Source organism: Desulfosporosinus cupriresistens, assembly GCF_001707885.1.
Classification (GTDB): domain Bacteria; phylum Bacillota; class Desulfitobacteriia; order Desulfitobacteriales; family Desulfitobacteriaceae; genus Desulfosporosinus.
In genome coordinates this window covers 75,701-92,470 of sequence record NZ_MASS01000008.1, presented here as the reverse complement: position 1 = coordinate 92,470, position 16,770 = coordinate 75,701, and the positions used below count along the sequence as shown (strand labels likewise).

Annotated in this window: 17 protein-coding genes and 1 pseudogene; 15 read left to right on the top strand and 3 right to left on the bottom strand. The window is 43.6% G+C overall.

Annotated features, from left to right (window positions below; all coding sequences use genetic code 11):
* The first annotated feature begins 5 nt into the window (after positions 1-5).
* The 3 genes from DSBG_RS05140 (at position 6) to DSBG_RS05130 (ending at position 1,966) form a co-directional block, all read left to right on the top strand.
* Positions 6-917, top strand: a complete 912-nt coding sequence (locus DSBG_RS05140; protein WP_068963122.1) for an RluA family pseudouridine synthase — start codon at positions 6-8, stop codon at positions 915-917.
* Between the two features lie 408 nt (positions 918-1,325).
* A complete protein-coding gene (locus DSBG_RS05135) occupies positions 1,326-1,640 on the top strand; it encodes a nitrous oxide-stimulated promoter family protein (RefSeq protein ID WP_040412237.1) in 315 nt (104 codons plus the stop codon).
* A gap of 62 nt (positions 1,641-1,702) precedes the next feature.
* Positions 1,703-1,966 carry a MoaD-like domain-containing protein gene (locus DSBG_RS05130; protein ID WP_068963121.1) on the top strand — a complete coding sequence of 88 codons (264 nt, stop codon included), beginning with the start codon at positions 1,703-1,705 and terminating at the stop codon, positions 1,964-1,966.
* Positions 1,967-1,989: 23 nt separating this feature from the next.
* On the opposite strand, the gene DSBG_RS05125 is transcribed toward DSBG_RS05130, so the two are convergent.
* Both DSBG_RS05125 and DSBG_RS05120 read right to left on the bottom strand, forming a co-directional pair.
* Entirely contained in the window at positions 1,990-2,562 is a 573-nt protein-coding gene (locus tag DSBG_RS05125) for an NUDIX hydrolase (protein ID WP_068963120.1), read from the bottom strand.
* Between the two features lie 66 nt (positions 2,563-2,628).
* Positions 2,629-3,846: an MFS transporter gene (locus tag DSBG_RS05120; RefSeq protein WP_068963119.1), complete on the bottom strand. Its 1,218-nt coding sequence runs from the start codon at positions 3,844-3,846 to the stop codon at positions 2,629-2,631.
* Positions 3,847-4,030: 184 nt separating this feature from the next.
* On the opposite strand from DSBG_RS05120, the gene rbr reads away from it, so the two are divergent.
* From rbr to radA, 9 genes are all read left to right on the top strand, one after another.
* On the top strand, positions 4,031-4,618 hold the full coding sequence (gene rbr, locus DSBG_RS05115) for a rubrerythrin (RefSeq protein ID WP_068963118.1): 588 nt from the start codon (positions 4,031-4,033) through the stop codon (positions 4,616-4,618).
* A 206-nt stretch (positions 4,619-4,824) separates the two neighbouring features.
* Entirely contained in the window at positions 4,825-6,012 is a 1,188-nt protein-coding gene (locus DSBG_RS05110) for a M24 family metallopeptidase (RefSeq protein WP_068963117.1), read from the top strand.
* Positions 6,013-6,109: 97 nt separating this feature from the next.
* A complete protein-coding gene (locus DSBG_RS05105) occupies positions 6,110-6,538 on the top strand; it encodes a universal stress protein (RefSeq protein WP_068963116.1) in 429 nt (142 codons plus the stop codon).
* A 223-nt stretch (positions 6,539-6,761) separates the two neighbouring features.
* Positions 6,762-7,064, top strand: coding sequence for a hypothetical protein (locus DSBG_RS05100; protein ID WP_068963115.1), 303 nt, complete (start codon positions 6,762-6,764; stop codon positions 7,062-7,064).
* 197 nt (positions 7,065-7,261) lie between these two features.
* Positions 7,262-7,732 carry a CtsR family transcriptional regulator gene (locus DSBG_RS05095; RefSeq protein WP_068963114.1) on the top strand — a complete coding sequence of 157 codons (471 nt, stop codon included), beginning with the start codon at positions 7,262-7,264 and terminating at the stop codon, positions 7,730-7,732.
* A 13-nt stretch (positions 7,733-7,745) separates the two neighbouring features.
* Positions 7,746-8,261 carry a UvrB/UvrC motif-containing protein gene (locus DSBG_RS05090; protein WP_068963113.1) on the top strand — a complete coding sequence of 172 codons (516 nt, stop codon included), beginning with the start codon at positions 7,746-7,748 and terminating at the stop codon, positions 8,259-8,261.
* Positions 8,251-9,318, top strand: coding sequence for a protein arginine kinase (locus DSBG_RS05085; protein WP_068963112.1), 1,068 nt, complete (start codon positions 8,251-8,253; stop codon positions 9,316-9,318). The genes DSBG_RS05090 and DSBG_RS05085 overlap by 11 nt, the downstream gene beginning before the upstream one ends.
* Before the next feature lie 61 nt (positions 9,319-9,379).
* Complete coding sequence (locus tag DSBG_RS05080) at positions 9,380-11,821, top strand: ATP-dependent Clp protease ATP-binding subunit (RefSeq protein WP_068963111.1); 2,442 nt, start codon at positions 9,380-9,382, stop codon at positions 11,819-11,821.
* Positions 11,822-11,939: 118 nt separating this feature from the next.
* On the top strand, positions 11,940-13,322 hold the full coding sequence (radA, locus tag DSBG_RS05075) for a DNA repair protein RadA (protein ID WP_176716173.1): 1,383 nt from the start codon (positions 11,940-11,942) through the stop codon (positions 13,320-13,322).
* Positions 13,323-13,453: 131 nt separating this feature from the next.
* Here radA and DSBG_RS05070 read toward each other — a convergent pair whose 3' ends face one another.
* Positions 13,454-13,846 (bottom strand): nucleoside triphosphate pyrophosphohydrolase family protein, encoded by a 393-nt coding sequence (locus tag DSBG_RS05070; RefSeq protein WP_009617657.1) that lies wholly within the window; start codon positions 13,844-13,846, stop codon positions 13,454-13,456.
* Positions 13,847-14,029: 183 nt separating this feature from the next.
* Between DSBG_RS05070 and DSBG_RS05065 the strand changes: the two genes are divergently transcribed.
* The 3 genes and pseudogenes from DSBG_RS05065 (at position 14,030) to ispD (ending at position 16,587) form a co-directional block, all read left to right on the top strand.
* Positions 14,030-14,512: a CarD family transcriptional regulator gene (locus DSBG_RS05065; protein ID WP_009617655.1), complete on the top strand. Its 483-nt coding sequence runs from the start codon at positions 14,030-14,032 to the stop codon at positions 14,510-14,512.
* Positions 14,513-14,715: 203 nt separating this feature from the next.
* Positions 14,716-15,884, top strand: a pseudogene (locus DSBG_RS05060) (PIN/TRAM domain-containing protein).
* Positions 15,877-16,587 carry a 2-C-methyl-D-erythritol 4-phosphate cytidylyltransferase gene (ispD, locus tag DSBG_RS05055; RefSeq protein WP_068963109.1) on the top strand — a complete coding sequence of 237 codons (711 nt, stop codon included), beginning with the start codon at positions 15,877-15,879 and terminating at the stop codon, positions 16,585-16,587. The pseudogene DSBG_RS05060 and the gene ispD overlap by 8 nt, the downstream one beginning before the upstream one ends.
* Positions 16,588-16,770: the final 183 nt, after the last annotated feature.

Below are 16,770 nucleotides of genomic sequence, written 5' to 3'. Positions count from 1 at the left end.
TAGTTATGAATATACCAAGTAGCAAACCAGGAAGCAAGCCGGGAAAGGAGAAACGAACCTGCCTCAAAGTAACGGAACCAGCTGAGTTGATGAAGTTTTTACTTGTCGAGATTCCCAGTAAAAGCCGTAACGAGGTTAAGTCCCTTCTGGCCCATCGTCAGATTTCGGTAGATAGTGAAGTCATTACTCAATATAATCATCCTCTAGAGATAGGCCAAGAAGTTGTTGTGAATTGGACAAAAGTGTTAGTGGAAAAGCAACCTCAAGGGCTAAATATAGTATTTGAGGATTCCTATATTATAATCATTGAAAAACAGGCTGGGCTGCTTTCGATCGCTACTGCTACTGAAAAAGAACAAACAGCCTATAGTATTTTAAGTGAGCACGTAAAAAAGAGGGATCCGAAAAACAGGATTTTTGTTTTGCATCGTTTGGATAGAGAAACTTCTGGAGTTATGATGTTTGCCAAAAGCGAGAAAATACAGCAATTACTGCAAAATTCTTGGAAGGAAACTGTTTTAGAGAGAAATTACGTAGTGGTTGTAGAAGGTTTCGTAACTCGGGAGCAAGGAACAATCACCTCATGGCTGACCGAAAGCAAATCCTTTAAAATGTACTCCAGTCGGACCCCTAACGACGGTCAAAAAGCTGTGACGCACTACAAGGTACTTAAGAAAAATAAACATTATTCGCTATTGGAAGTGAAACTTGAAACTGGGCGCAAGAATCAAATCCGTGTTCACATGCAAGATATAGGGCACAGTGTCATTGGAGATAAAAAGTATGGGTCGACCAAGCAACCGATTGGTCGTTTAGGGCTTCACGCTCGGGTGCTGGCCTTCAGGCATCCGATAACGGGTGAAGAAGTACGCTATGAGACGGATATTCCCAAAGAATTTCTCAATTTATTCATCTAAAAGCCGGAACATAGGGAGGTAATGAAATGCGACATCAATACCCTCTGGGGATATTTTCGTGGTTTGGTTTTGTACTTCTCTAAAATTCAATCGAACGGACAATGATGGGCTAGCAGACCGACATTGGCTTCCTGGTCATGGTATTATTGATTGATGTACATAATGATTTTAAAAAGAAAAGAACCGGGTTTATACCCGGTCTTTTCCTACGTCTTTCCCAATTTTATCGGCGTCATAAGGAAGGGGAATTTTCTCTGTGTTATCTGGCTTACGCGACTTGTTGTTCGTTTTCTTCGCCATTTAATTTACCCCCTTTAAAAGTGTCACCGCTAGAATGCCCTGATTAATAAATAACAATGCGTTAGGCCAAAATATATTGGGACTGGGTGGAATGGAGTTGAGCCAAAAATGTCAAATAGGTTAGAGCGCGAAAAAGCGACCGTGCAAATGATGCTTAGGCTATATTGCAAAAATCATCACCACTGGAAAAGTGGATTGTGTCCAGAGTGCCAAGAACTATCGGATTATGCCATGACCCGCCTTACCCATTGTAAGTTTGGAGAAAGTAAACCGACCTGCGGCAAATGCACAGTGCATTGTTATAAACCGGAAAAGCGCCAAAGAATCATCGAGGTAATGCGATATTCAGGTCCGAAAATGCTTTTTGCCCACCCGATTGCAGCGATAAGGCATTTAGTGGACGAACGCAAAAAAGCTAATTAATCAGCTAAAGGTGATGACAACATAGGACAAGTTAAAAATTCGTTGGAAGAGGCAAGACGATTATGGCAATAGCAGAGCATTCCCTTGAAATGAGAGGAATGCCCCACAGAGACTTAGAAGAGTATTTTCTGGCGATTGGTGGAAAGTACGTTGGACAGGGAACTTATTTGGGGCCGAACTGGGAAGTAAAACTGAGCGACGAGTGGACCTGTCGTTTACGGTTAATACAAATCCCGGCAACATTAGTGACTTTTCGAGTGAATGAGGAGGACTGGCAGCAAATATACAATGCTTTTCGCCTTCGTTTCCTTTCAGCTGGAGGATAAAAGAAACTTGAATCTCCTGCTAACTAGCGAATTTGATAGAGCGTTGAAAACGTATCCGAAAGTTTAACATCGGAATTGATTATGAGCCCTTGAGATACGGAGTGAGAGGCTTCGAGTGCACTCAAAGTTAGTGAGGGTATGGGAAGAGCACGACATTCTTCAAAAGTAAAAAAGCCCAGGTCACTGACTTCCTCTGGTTGGGCTTGTAAGCTTCCACCTAAAAATTGCATAAGAAAAATAATATAAGTGTCATGTCTTTCGGCAGGTCGATCGCGCAAGCCGATGATAGAGAGTGGTTTAGCCATAATTCCGGTTTCTTCCTGGATTTCACGGATGACAGCTTCCCAGATCGATTCTTCTTGGTCCACATAGCCGCCTGGAATCGTCCACATTCCTTTTCCGGGATTATGTCCGCGTTGGACAAGAAGAACTTTGCTGTTGTGCCACAGAACCCCCCCCACACCGAGAGAAAAATTTCCCCAGTTAACATAGGAGCATTCTGAACATCTGCTTCGAAGTTGGTCAGCAATGATCGATTTTTGGAGTGGTTTGCCACATAGTGGGCAAAAAAGATACGGAGCAGTAGGATGAGACATATTTTTTGAATTCCTTTCCATTGTTTGAATTTGTTATATCGCTTAGTTTGGGTTACTTTTATCTTTTTAAGTCATATCTGGTTGTTCGGCTTGTTGAAGCACAGGAAAGCCTTGAACGATTTTTCCATAGATAAAGAACATCACTAATGATGCTCCCATAAAAACGATTGCAAGTCCCCACACGCCTGATCCTCCACCAAAATCATACATCATACCACCTAATAAAGGTCCAACCATTCGGCCACCGGATGAAGCACCTCCGATAATGCCTTGATAAGCGCCCTTTTTTCCTGAGGGGGCGAGTTGAGCGGCGGCTGCAGGAACCGCTGGCAAAATAAGCATTTCGCCAAGGGTTAGGATGAGCATAGCAATAATATAGGATATATACGGAAATTTCCCAAGCAAAATGACAAATCCAATGGTTAAGAGAACAGTGGCCAGGTAAAATTGCCGTTTGAACGATTGTGTCCAAGTGTGGATCACCCAATTGAGAAGGGGCTGCAAGGCTACGATAAAGACGCCATTTACTGTCCAAAGGACACTGTATGAAAAGAGGGAGAAACCAAGTTGGTTCATTACAACGGGCAAAATCGTAACGAGCTGAATATAAGCACCCCAGGTGCAGAATATTCCGCCGCCTAAAGCCAGAAGTACCTTGAATCCTTTGTCTTTGGTCAGTCGCTCGGTTTGCTCTTTGGGTGGAATCAAATGGATGGGCGCTGTTCTTTCGGAAACCCCTATAAACACAATCAGCAAATAGATTAAAAAGGCTGCGGCATTGAGAGAAAAGATGAGGCGGAATGAAACTTGGGCGATCAATCCTCCTACAGCCGTGCCGACGGCTACTCCTGCGTTATTGAAAACATAAAGAAGATTAAAGCCTCGTCGCCCGCCCTCCGGCCAAACTGCATGAATTAGCGCGTAAAGTGGAACGAAGATAAAGGCTTGAGCTAAGCCAAAGAGGATAAAGCTAGGGACATAGACGCTCCATACAGGAAAGATGCCTATAGCCCCAACAGAAAGAGTTGCACTAACCAGGCCGAAGATCATAACTCGCTTGGGTCCAAAACGATCGGCTAAAAAGCCGCTCATAAATTGGCCAAGGAGGGATACTGCGGACTGAAGAGCCAGAAGAGTGCCCGCTTCTGTCAGAGTGCGGCCCAAGACTGTATGCATAAAGAGGCTGTTTAAAGGCCACATCAAAGAATTACCGACCGACTGGATGAAACCACCAACGATTAAGACAATCACTGCACGAGGGACATCGAGACGTTTTAACAACAAAAGAAAAACCACCTTTGGCTTATTGACCTACAATACTTCGACATCCGTATTAAAAAACCTTTATATGAGGAACTCTTGGAAATTAATCAGGTATTGAGAGCCGAAAAGCAGGATTATTGAGAATGAGCTCGAAAGCATAAATAATTAGCGTATAGAGAAACTAGGAGAAAAGGAGAGTGAATTTATGAAATTCCACGAAACAGAAACATTTAGAAATCTCAGCAAAGCCTTCGCTGGAGAGTCCCAAGCGCGCAATCGGTATTCCTTTTTTGCTGGTGTTGCTAAGAATGAAGGATATCAACATATACAATCTGTTTTTGAGGCAACGGCAGCAAACGAACGAGAACACGCCCAAGTGTTCTACAAACTCTTGGTTGCTCATAATCAGGAGGAGACCCAGGTCATTCATGTCGATGCAGACTATCCACTAGTTTATAAAGACACTCTCACCAATCTAAGGGCAGCTGCAGCAGGAGAAAGAGAAGAGTGGGCTGAGATTTATACAACATTTGGTGCAATAGCAGAAAAAGAAGGCTTTGCTGACATTGCGAAAGCCTTTCAAAAGATTGCCGAAGTTGAAAAACACCATATGACTCGGTTTGAGCACTATGCCGATGGGATTCAAAATGGAACACTCTTTAAAAAGGATAATCCGACCGTATGGAAATGTTCAAATTGTGGTTACATTCATGAAGGTCTCGAAGCACCTGGAAGTTGTCCAGCTTGTGCACATCCGCAGGGATATTTTGAGGAATTGCCAGAAAAATATTAAGAAGGAGAGCCGAGGAGGATTATATTTCTACTCGGCTCTTTTTAGATTGTTTAACATTAACCATAACGTGATTGTTATTCTAAGGCGCTTACAGCGTTAAGAAAACCCCCTAACCAAAATAAACTTGCAAAGTTAAGGAAATCTGAACATAATATTAATAAAATAAAATTCTGAATATTAAATAATATATGGAGGGAGGTAAGAGAATGAAAGTACCCATAACAGAATTGCAAGAGCGTGTAAGCAATTTACAAGATAGTTTGCAGAAAAAAGGAATTGACGGGGCACTGTTGGTCCAGCGGGCGGATACCTTGTATTATACAGGAACAGCCCAAAATATTCATATTTATGTTCCACGGGAAGGGAAGCCAATTATCCTTGCCTATCGGGATTTTGGTAGAGCCCAGCAAGAAAGCTCTTGGGAGGTTATTCAGTTAAAGGGGATATCAAAGATTCCGAACCATATCCAGGAAGCAGGGCTTCCCTTACCAGAAAAATTGGGTTTAGAACTAGATGTTCTCCCTGTTAATCAATTTGAGCGCTATCGCAAAACATTTCCAGACGCTTTGTTGGTGGATATTTCCTCTGAGGTTCGTTTGCTGCGTGCAGTAAAGTCCGAATGGGAATTAGCTCGTCTGGAAAAAAGTGCTCAAATCCATGCCCAGGTTTTGGAGTATGCTAAGGAAGTTCTTCATCCGGGAATGACTGAGGTTGAATTAGAGGGCTTAGTTGAAGGGAAGGCGCGGTCCCTAGGGCACGGTGGTTATGTTCGAATGCGTGGCTTTGACTCTGAATTTCATTTCTGCGTCATCACTTCGGGAGCTCGGGCTGCAGTGCCCAGCTGTTTCGATGGGCCGGTTACCGGTCAAGGAATTTCTATAGCTCACCCAAATGGCGCAACAATGGCTCAAATTCAAACGTGTGAACCAATTATTGTAGATATGGTAACAGTTGTGGATGGCTATCAGATTGACCAAACCCGAATCTTAAGTCTCGGTCCATTATCCGAGGATTTAACAAAAGCCTACAAGGCGGCAAGGCAGGTCGAAGAGAAAATTCGCTGTGCCTTAGTTCCGGGGAGGGTGGCTGGTGAAATTTATGAGGAAATTCTAACCTGGGTTCGCCAGAATACCCTTTATGAGGACAACTTTATGGGTTATCGTACAGGACAGGTTCATTTTGTCGGACATGGGGTAGGACTAGAATTGGACGAGTTGCCGACGATCAGTAAGGGTTCTAAAGAAGTGCTGAAACCTGGAATGGTGGTAGCGATCGAACCTAAATTTGTTTTTCCAGGTGTTGGAGTTGTAGGAATCGAAGATACGGTCGTTATCGAAGCCGAAATGGGCGCAAGGTATTTATCGGTAAGCCCCCGAGAATTGGCCGTGCTTTAAGAGCGACTCAAAATGGTAAGATTGTTGAGGTCATTGTTCAAATAGGATAATATAGAAGTGGTCGATCTAACATAAAAAGTAATAGGGAGTGATAAGATTGTTTAAAAAGATACTCGTCCCTACAGACGCTTCGGAATACTCGCGTCGCGCTTTGAAAGCAGCAGTTGAACTAGCCCAATCTATTCAAGCCGAAGTGGTACTTCTCCATGTTAGTTATACGCCACAGGCCTATTGGGGGTATACAATCTCTTATGGTATTACCGTGACGCAAGAACAACTTGATCAAAATGGAGAATTGGCTTTAGAAGCAACTCTGACAGGAATTGACTGCAAGCAGGTTGTTATCAACAAAAGGGTAGAATCTGGGCATCCTGTAACTGTTATTATTGAACAAATTAAGAAGGAGGATATTGATTTAATTGTTATGGGAAGTCATGGTTACGGAGCAATTACCGGTTCGGTCCTGGGAAGTGTAAGTCAGCGGGTATTGCAGCGAGCGAGTTGCCCTGTACTTATCATCAAGTAATAAATCTTTTTGTCTTGAATTACAAGATAAAAAGTCGCAACAACGGACGAATTATTGTCTGAGCGAGATTCATCGTAACTTTAGAAGGATTTTAATAGACATTTGGATAAACGTCCCTGCCCCAGCGGCAGGGATTTTTTCTGTAGGTCGCGAATAAACATTAACGATATTATTTTGACTTGTAGAACCAAGGATTGATAGATACGTGGAGGCGTCTGAACTTATGAAACAAACCAATGTTTGGCTAAGTCCTGAAGAACTTAAACAAATGCTGAAAGGCTCATTGCAATGGATCGATGTAGCCTCTCGTGCTACTTCCTTTAGAAAAGGGTTCCAAAAGTCAGATGAAGAATCTCCTGAAAAACACTCGGTTCCGTTACGACCTGAACAAATGGAGCATTATCTACCAAAGAAAGAAAAGTATAGCTCAAAGCGGTTCGAAGGACAGCCTGTAATTTGGTTGTTAGGGAGTGTTGCTCTTCTAACTCTATCCTCGTGGTTTTACTTTGTCTTATTTTCAAAATAGGTTTTAAATAGGATTTTTTGGTATAACCTAAGAAGGGGCAAGTCAAGAAGACTTGCCCCTTCTTAAAATTTATTTTTTTTAAAAATCCTTTGCAAAATCTTAGGAATTTGGATATCATAGAGATAGAAGGTCAGGAAAGGTCAATGATTATTGGGAGGTCATTTTAGAAAGATTATGTAAACAAGGAGTACACAACAATGGGAAACCTAGCGGATCGCATTGAAGAATACCTGAAACGTATTTTGGAACAAACTTCGGAAGGGTATATTATCCTACAACGCAGTGAGCTGGCAGGTGAGTTTTCCTGTGTTCCGTCTCAGATCAACTACGTACTAGATACCCGTTTTACAATTGAACGGGGCTATTTAGTGGAAAGTCGCCGGGGGGGCGGTGGGTATCTGCGTATTATTAGACTAGGGTTGGGCCTCGAAGGCGAGTATCAACAGGTTATGCGGCAATTAATTGGAGAGCAGCTTTCCCGTGACCGATCATATGGCCTTGTCGAGAGGCTAGTGGATGAAGACTTGGTAACGGCACGGGAAGCGGCGTTGATCAAAAGCGTACTTTCTAATGACGCTTTGGGGGGAGAATTTAGAGACTGGAACGTTCTTCGAGCACGTCTTATGAAGACCATTTTAACAACGTTGAGTCGAGATGACTTGTTATAAAGGAGGATTTAGCATGCTGTGTCAACGTTGCCAACAGCGGGAGGCAAAAGTACAGTTATCTAAAATAGAGAACGGACAGACCCATGAGCTTTATCTTTGCGAAATCTGTGCTAAACAAACACATGAAGTAAGTTTCATTGTTCATCCCGCTATTGTGCCAGAGTTTTTACAAGCCCTTTTTGGGTTCAATCCATCTTCGATAGAACAGCCATCTGAGATGGCTTGTCCGAAATGTGGAATAACCTTTTCCCGAATAACGCAAGCTGGCAAGCTGGGATGTAGTGCATGTTACGAAACCTTCGAAGCTCAGCTGGAACCGTTACTTCGCCGAGTTCATGGTGGAGGTCAAAATGTAGGCAAAGTTCCGGTGAGACGTGGTATTGCTATTAAATGTCGTATGGAAGAGAAAAAGCTAAAAGAAAAGCTTCAAGTTTTGATTCAGCAAGAAGCGTTTGAGGAGGCTGCTGTAGTAAGGGATCAGATTCGCCAAATTGAACAATCAAAAGGAGGAGAAAAACATGATACGTAAGGAGCTCCTCTTACGGCACAGCGCTTGGATGACAGAAACGAATTCTCCAGTCATCATTAGTAGTCGAGTGCGCTTAGCGCGTAACCTTGAAGACTTCCCCTTTCCACATGTTCTAGATCCCGAAGGTGCTGGTCAGGTTGAACAAATCGTTTCGCAAGTTCTAAAAGATATAGAGGTCAATCAAGAGCGAGTGTTCTATATATCCTTAACGGAGCTAAACAATGTTGAACATCAAGTGCTTGTTGAAAAGCATTTGATCAGCCCAAGTTTAGGCGGGTCAACAGGAGCTCGAGGTGTAGCATTGGCCCCTGACCACCGATATGCTGTGATGGTTAATGAAGAGGATCATTTAAGAGTTCAAGTACTTTTGCCTGGAAATCAGCTTTTGGAGACACACCGTTTAGCGTCAGCCCTGGATGATGCTTTGGAAGCAAAACTTGATTTTGCCTACCGAGAAAGTCATGGGTATCTCACGGCTTGCCCAACAAATGTGGGTACGGGGCTTCGAGCATCAGTCATGGTCCATCTGCCAGGTTTAGTGATAACAAATCAAGTGCAACAGGTTCTTGGAGCTTTGACACGTTTGGGGTTAGCTGTGCGTGGATTGTATGGTGAAGGCTCTCAAGCCTTTGGGCACATGTTTCAAGTCTCCAATCAGATCACGCTCGGCAAAAGTGAAGAAGATATCTTAACTCATTTGGATGCAGTGACCGGACAGATTGTTGAGCATGAACTTAAGGCCCGAGAACTTCTCCAAAAGCAAATGCCGATGCTCCTAGAAGATAAGGTCTGGCGGGCGCGGGGAACTTTGCAAAATGCTCGGCTACTCTCTTCGGAAGATGCTATTCATTTATTGTCCCTTGACCGACTAGGGACTGATATTGGTATATTACCCAAGATCAAAGATGGTTTTGCAACATTGATCGTGGATACTCGATCGGGATGTTTGCAATATATTCTTGATCGGGAACTTGACCCCAACCAGCGGGATGAGGAGCGGGCTCGACTTATACGAGGCGCGATGCAGGAAGCACGAAGTACGATACAGGAGGCATGAGTCGAGCATCGAACCTCGTGCCTCGAATAGGTGCCTCGATAAAAGAAAGGATGAAGAAATGATGAAGGGACGTTATACAGAACGTGCAGAGAAAGTCTTAACTATAGCCCATAGTGAAGCTAAACGGATGGGACATCAAGTTGTGGGGACGGAACACATCCTACTTGGGCTTATTCAAGAGGGAGAAGGAATCGCGGCTCAGGCTTTAACCGGAATGGGTTTAGACCTGGATAAAATTCGTGGTCAGGTTGAACAAATTGCCGGGGTGGGTCAACCCTTTAACGGCGAGGTGGGGCTTACTCCGCGAGTAAAAAGGGTTTTAGAGTTGGCAAATGAGGAAACTCACCGCCAAGATGTTAATTATATTGGGACTGAACATTTGCTCTTGGGATTAATTATGGAGGGCGAGGGGATTGCAGCCCGAATCTTGGCGAATCTCAATGTGAGCCCTGAAAAAGTATGGAAACAAGTGGTTAAACTTTTAGGTGGGGAATTAGATGAATCGGCAATACCAGCGCCTAATCCTATATCTTCTACCAAGAACGCCGGTCCTGCGAATACGCCAGCTCTCAATGAGTTTGGACGTGACCTTACAGTGCAAGCGCGCGAAGCTCGTCTCGACCCTGTGATCGGGAGAGAAAAGGAAATCGAACGAGTTATCCAGGTCTTAAGTCGACGGACTAAAAACAATCCAGCGCTGATCGGGGAACCAGGTGTCGGTAAAACAGCTATAGCCGAAGGCTTGGCACAAAGCATTATTAGCAACAAAGTGCCGGAGATTCTTTTAAACAAACGTGTTATTACGTTAGACCTTTCAGCGATGGTTGCTGGAAGCAAATACCGGGGCGAATTTGAAGAGCGCTTAAAGAAAGTAATGGAAGAGATCCGGGCGGACGGGAACATCATCCTTTTTATTGATGAATTGCATACCTTAATTGGAGCGGGAGCGGCTGAAGGGGCTATTGATGCAGCAAATATTTTAAAACCAGCGTTAGCCAGAGGTGAACTTCAATGCATCGGGGCCACTACATTAGAAGAATATCGAAAATATATCGAGAAGGATTCAGCCTTAGAACGTCGTTTTCAGCCCATTACGGTCGATGAACCGACTGTAGAGGAGGCAATCCGGATTCTTCATGGTTTGCGCGATCGGTATGAAGCTCATCACCGGGTCAAAATTACAGATGAAGCGATTGAGGCGGCTGCACGCCTGTCCGATCGATACATTTCAGACCGCTTCTTACCGGACAAGGCCATCGATTTAATGGATGAGGCAGCTTCGCGTGTTCGTCTAGCTAGTTTTACTGCCCCGCCAGATTTGAAATTACTTGAAGAAGAAGTGGAGCGTTTGAAGAAGGAGAAAGAAGCAGCGGTTTCCAGCCAGGAGTTTGAAAAAGCAGCGCAAATCCGCGATCAGGAACACAAATTACGGGTAGAGCTTGCGGGGCAACGAGAGGCCTGGGAAAATCTGCGTTACAAAGAGAGTGCCCAAGTCACGGCGGATGACATCGCCCAAATTGTAGCTAGTTGGACAGGAATACCCGTTAAGAAGCTTGCTCAAGAAGAAAGTGAACGTCTCCTGCATTTAGAGGAGATTTTGCATCAGCGGCTCATTGGACAAGAAGACGCAGTCACAGCCGTAGCCCGAGCGGTCCGTCGTGCGCGAGCGGGATTGAGAGATCCCAAACGCCCGATTGGTTCCTTCATCTTTCTTGGGCCAACAGGAGTTGGAAAAACTGAACTTGGTCGCGCTTTAGCCGAGGCGATGTTTGGGGATGAAAAGGCTTTGATCCGCATTGATATGTCTGAATATATGGAGAAACATGCAGTTTCAAGGCTTGTAGGAGCACCTCCAGGATATATCGGACATGATGAAGGCGGTCAGTTAACTGAATCGGTAAGGCGTAAACCCTATAGTGTTGTTTTGCTGGATGAAATCGAAAAGGCGCATCCTGAAGTATTTAATATTTTATTGCAAGTGCTTGAAGATGGTCGGTTAACGGATACTAAAGGCAGGACCGTTGATTTCCGAAATACAGTCATTATTATGACGTCAAATGTGGGATCCTCCTTCTTGAAAAAGGAAGCAATGGGATTTGCCCCTAAAAAAGACGAGAAAGCAGACTACAAGAATATGCACGGACAGGTTATGGCTGAGTTAAAACGAACCTTCCGCCCAGAGTTCCTAAATCGTATCGACGAGCTAGTAGTCTTCCATGCTCTCCAAGAGGAACATTTGGAGAAAATCACAGAAATATTAATGAGCCAAATGAACAAACGATTGGGTGAGCATGGCTTAAAGCTCGAAATCGAGAAGAGCGCAACTCTGCTAATAGCTAAAGAGGGAAACGATCCGGTTTTTGGTGCGCGTCCGTTACGGCGAGCAATTCAACGTTTAATAGAAGATGCTCTGTCGGAAAAAATACTTGAAGGTGAATTTAAAGACGGTGACACAATTGGAGTGGAAGCCGAGGATGGGAAAATGAGATTCTCCAAGAAATGATAACTAGCTGTTGTCTCATGTAAGGCAATTCATGAATTGCCTTACATGAGAACAGCCGTACATAGATGAAATTGATTGAAATTATCCCGAGATGTTTGATGGGAATGGGGCATTGTCATTGAAGAATAAGGTTATTTATAGATGTTCCAATTGTGGCTACGAAAGCCCAAAGTGGATGGGAAAGTGTCAGAGTTGTGAGGAATGGAACACGTATGAAGAAATGATTAGTCAAGCCAAATCAACTGCAGTATCCAATAGTCGAAAGACTTCGCCCAAAAGGCTATCTGAGGTGATATCGGGTAATAGTGATCGAATTGTTACGAGCCTAAGTGAATTTAACCGAGTGCTCGGCGGCGGAATTGTTAGGGATTCAATAATTATTTTGACAGCAAGGCCAGGTGCTGGAAAGTCAACGCTGCTTTTACAAGTGGCAGACGATGTTGCCTCTAAAGGGTATCGGGTTCTCTATGCTTCGGCAGAAGAAAGCGACAGTCAAATAAAAAGCAGAGCTGATCGAATTCTAAACAGCAACAAGAGTAACATTTGGATATACTCTGATACCAGTATGAACAATGTTCTGGCCTCTGTTGCCGAACTTGATCCGGATTTAATTATCATCGACAGTATTCAAACCTTTAATCTTGAAGAACACAATTCTCGCCCGGGCTCGCCCATTCAGACAATGGAATGTGCCAACGAACTGTTAAAAGTCGCCAAGAACAATAGCAGGCCCAGAGCGGTTATCATGGTCGGACAAATGACCAAAGATGATGAAATTGCGGGACTTCGGGCTTTGGAGCATCTAGTTGACGCGGTCTTGATATTAAATGGAGAAAATGGAGAAGAATTAAGGGGAGCATGGTGTTCCAAGAACAGATTCGGAAGTACAGGGGAAATAGGTTTTTTTTCAATGACTGAACAAGGGATGTTATCGATCGATAATCCTTCCGAGTTTTTTATGACGCAAAGGGGAGCTGGGCAAAAGGTTTCTGGAAGTGCATTAACAGTAATAAAAGAGGGATCTCGCCCAATCATTGTTGAAATCGAAAGCCTGGTATCCAGATCGTTTACTCCCTATCCATCAAGAATTGCGGAGTGTTTAAGAAGAGACCAATTAAACACCATGATTTCGATACTTGAACAAAGAGGTAGAATCAACTTATACGATAAGAATGTGGTCATAAAAACAACCGGAGGTCTCCAACTTAAAGAACAATCAGTAAGCTTAGCAATTATTATGTGTATTGTTTCATCTGTGAAGGACAAAGCAATTCCGAATGATACAGTATTTGTGGCAGATGTGGGACTTACCGGAGAACTCAAAAAAGTTCCATCGATTGAGGCGCGAATAAGAGAAATAGACAGGATGGGATTTAAGCGAGTTTATGTAGCAAAAAATACTGTCAGGGATTCTTCGAGATTCAAAAATGTTGAAATTATAGAGTTAAACACTTTGTACGATGTTATTATGCATTTAAATATGAATACGTTAGAACAATAAAGAAGACTTGGCTGGTGCCCACCACCACACGAAGACACTGTCTTCGCACGTATTAGCCTTCTTGTTAAGAGCAACCGTCGGAGTTGCGCTGACCATAAAAAAAGCTCCTGCCGATGCAGGAACTTAATAGTTTATGTCAAGTTGAAAATGGTTAGAGTCTGAAGCTTTTTGTATTCTTGATAGAGAACTTCACTTAGGGAAATGTCTAAAGCGTTAGATAGAGCGGCTATATAAAACAGCTGTTTACCTAATTCTGCTTCTATGATGTCTCGGCAGTTATCGCAGATTAATCCTTCGAGTTGACTGTTCAAGAGCTCTTTTAAATCGGCAAGGCTTGCATCTGGGGGTAGGGATTTCTTACGCGCATTCACTGCATGGCACCCGCAACTTGTAACCGACTTGACAACGGCTCGGTTAACACGCGCTGAAGTTTCTTGCCCTTTGGACAAGATATCTAAAATGCTTTGATGCCGGATTAACAGGGATTTTACCATGCTTTGGAATTGGTCAGTGAGTTGTTCCATGTGTGCGATCCTCACTCCTTTCTGCCTCCTCTATTATACCGAGACGGCTGGGTTGTTGTCAATTTTCAATACAATTTAGGATGGATTTGGGAAATTGACAGGCTAAAGAGTTGTATGATATAATCTTAAAATTTTGACCCGGGCTATGTAACTTGATATAATGATAGATAAGGGGGTGGCCGAATGTTTAAGGTTGGTGACAAAGTTGTATATCCAATGCATGGTGCCGGCATTATTGAGTCGATTGAAGAGCGGGAAGTTCTCGGGGAAATACGTCAATATTATGTCATGCATTTACCGGTAGGGAACATGAAATTGTTTATTCCCTTGAATAACGTGGAGAACTTGGGTTTGCGGCAAGTGATTTCTCCGACCATGGTTAAAGACGTGTTAGAAGTACTGAGAACCAAAGATACGGCAGCTACCCTAGCTTGGAATCGGCGCTATCGTGCGAACTTAGAAAAGATCAAGAGCGGGAATATTTTTGAGGTTGCCAATGTAGTTCGTAGCCTTGCTCAAAGGGATAATGAGAAAGGTCTTTCGACTGGAGAAAAAAAGATGTACGAAAATGCCTGCCAAATTTTGATCAGTGAACTCGTCTTGACAGAAGGCTCTGAAGAGGCAGCAGTTAGACAATGGCTCTCCAAGGCTTTAATCCTGGCTTAGCCTTCTAAATTAGCTTTGTATTTTATTCATAAAAAAATAGCAGTCTTGTTGCACTTAGGCACTCAAAGACGTATACTTGCTGTTATGTTAAACGAATAAAGCATAAGGAATTGAGTTAATTTTCCTAAGCTTGAGATTTAATGGCAATTCGCAGTATAATTGGAAAGACTTTTAGTCACACTATGATAAAAGGAGGTGAAATGATGATTCGCAATTTAATACGCGGGATCATCACTCTGTTAGCGGGAGCGTTGGGATTTTATCTTGATTATTTGTTTCTGAAACTTAATCTTTTGCAATCCTTGGGATTGAACTTGTCGCCTGTTTGGACATATGCAACTATGATTGTCTTGTTTGCCATTATTGGGTTTTTAGTTGCTCCGGTCAGTATCCGTTCCTTTCTCTCATTGATGCGCTGGATGGATTCGCGGTTAACTAGGGTCCCAACGCATGATCTTATGAGTGGAGCCGTTGGGGGGATTATCGGACTTATTATTTCAAGTTTATTTAGTAATTCATTTGTCAGCGTGCCTTTTTTTGGGCCAATTTTAGCGGTCTTACTGAGTTTGTTCTTGGGTTATCTGGGTTTAACGATTGGAATGAAACGGAAAGAGGATGTTCTGAGCTTTCTTAATTTCATTCCGAGATTCCGCGACCGAGGAGACAAAACTGATAAAGCGGACAAACAGAAGGAAGGTAAGACAGATACCCGCTCGGAGCCAGTAAATTATAAAATTCTTGACACCAGTGTTATTATTGATGGACGGATTGCAGACATTGTCAAAACTGGATTCCTGGAAGGAATATTGCTCATCCCGAGTTTCGTCTTGGAGGAACTTCGACACATAGCGGATTCCTCAGACTTGCTTAAACGAAATCGTGGGCGAAGGGGACTTGATATTCTTAATCAAATTTCTAAGGAAACAGCGATTACGGTTCATATTCATGAACAGGACTTTGATGATATAAATGAAGTCGACAGTAAACTGGTACGCTTGGGGCAAGTGTTAAACTCTCCTCTTTTGACTAATGACTATAATCTCAACAAAGTGGCTGAACTTCAGGGAGTTAAGGTTTTAAATATTAACGAATTGGCTAACGCCCTTAAACCAATCGTATTGCCCGGCGAAGAGATGCTCGTCCAAGTGATGAAAGAAGGAAAGGAGCCCGGTCAGGGTGTTGCCTATCTGGACGATGGTACGATGATTGTTGTGGATTCAGGACGACGCTATATGGGGCAAAATGTCTCAGTTTTGGTAACAAGTGTTCTCCAAACGGCAGCCGGTCGCATGATTTTTGCTAAGCCGAAAAGTTCTCTGGAAAAAAACCGATGGGCCTTCGTTCGATCGATGAGGTGAACGCGATTGGCTGAGATAGGGATCGTTATTCCTGCAGCTGGTCAAGGCAAACGGATGGGGGTCGGATATAACAAACAATTCCTGCCACTGATGGGACAACCAATTTTAGCGCATACGGTAGGACTCTTCCAAGATTCTTGTCATGTCTCTGAAATTGTTATTGTTGGGGCAGAAAGCGATGTTGCGGTAATTGAAGAACTTGTTCATCGCTATAGGTTTAATAAAGTTGTTGCCATATGTAAAGGTGGAGCGCAGCGCCAAGATTCTGTTTATGCAGGGGTTCAAGCTCTGAGTCCCACTATTCAACGAGTAGTGGTTCACGATGGGGCGAGGCCCCTTTTGGCGTTACAGGTGTTTCACCAATTCCTTAGAGAGACGGATAATTTCTCTGCGGCAATTATGGGAATCGAACTCAAGGACACTATAAAGCGAGTTGATACCTCCGGTAAAGTGTTAGAAACTCTGCCGCGTGAACGTCTGCGTGCCGTCCAGACGCCCCAAATCTTTGATCGTGGGATACTGGAAGAAGCTCATCGTCAAGCAGCGGCTGTCGACTACTATGGCACGGATGATGCATCGTTGCTAGAATGGATGGGGTATTCCGTCCAGTTGGTACCGGGTTCCCTGGAAAATATTAAGGTGACCACGCCCGAGGACTTGTGGTTAGCTGAACGAATACTTGCGATGCGCGAGGTACGAGGCACGATGTCCGAATAAGAGACAGACACAAAATACGAAACATGAACATGCAGGCAGGTCAGGTAGAAAAGATCAAAAGAATCGTTCCCCTGTCTGCCCTGAAGTGTGATACTGAGAAATGCGATGCACTTGGTACAAACACAAAGTATGAAATACATGCACTGTTCGCGAAGCACAATATGTTATGCGATTCGGCCTTGT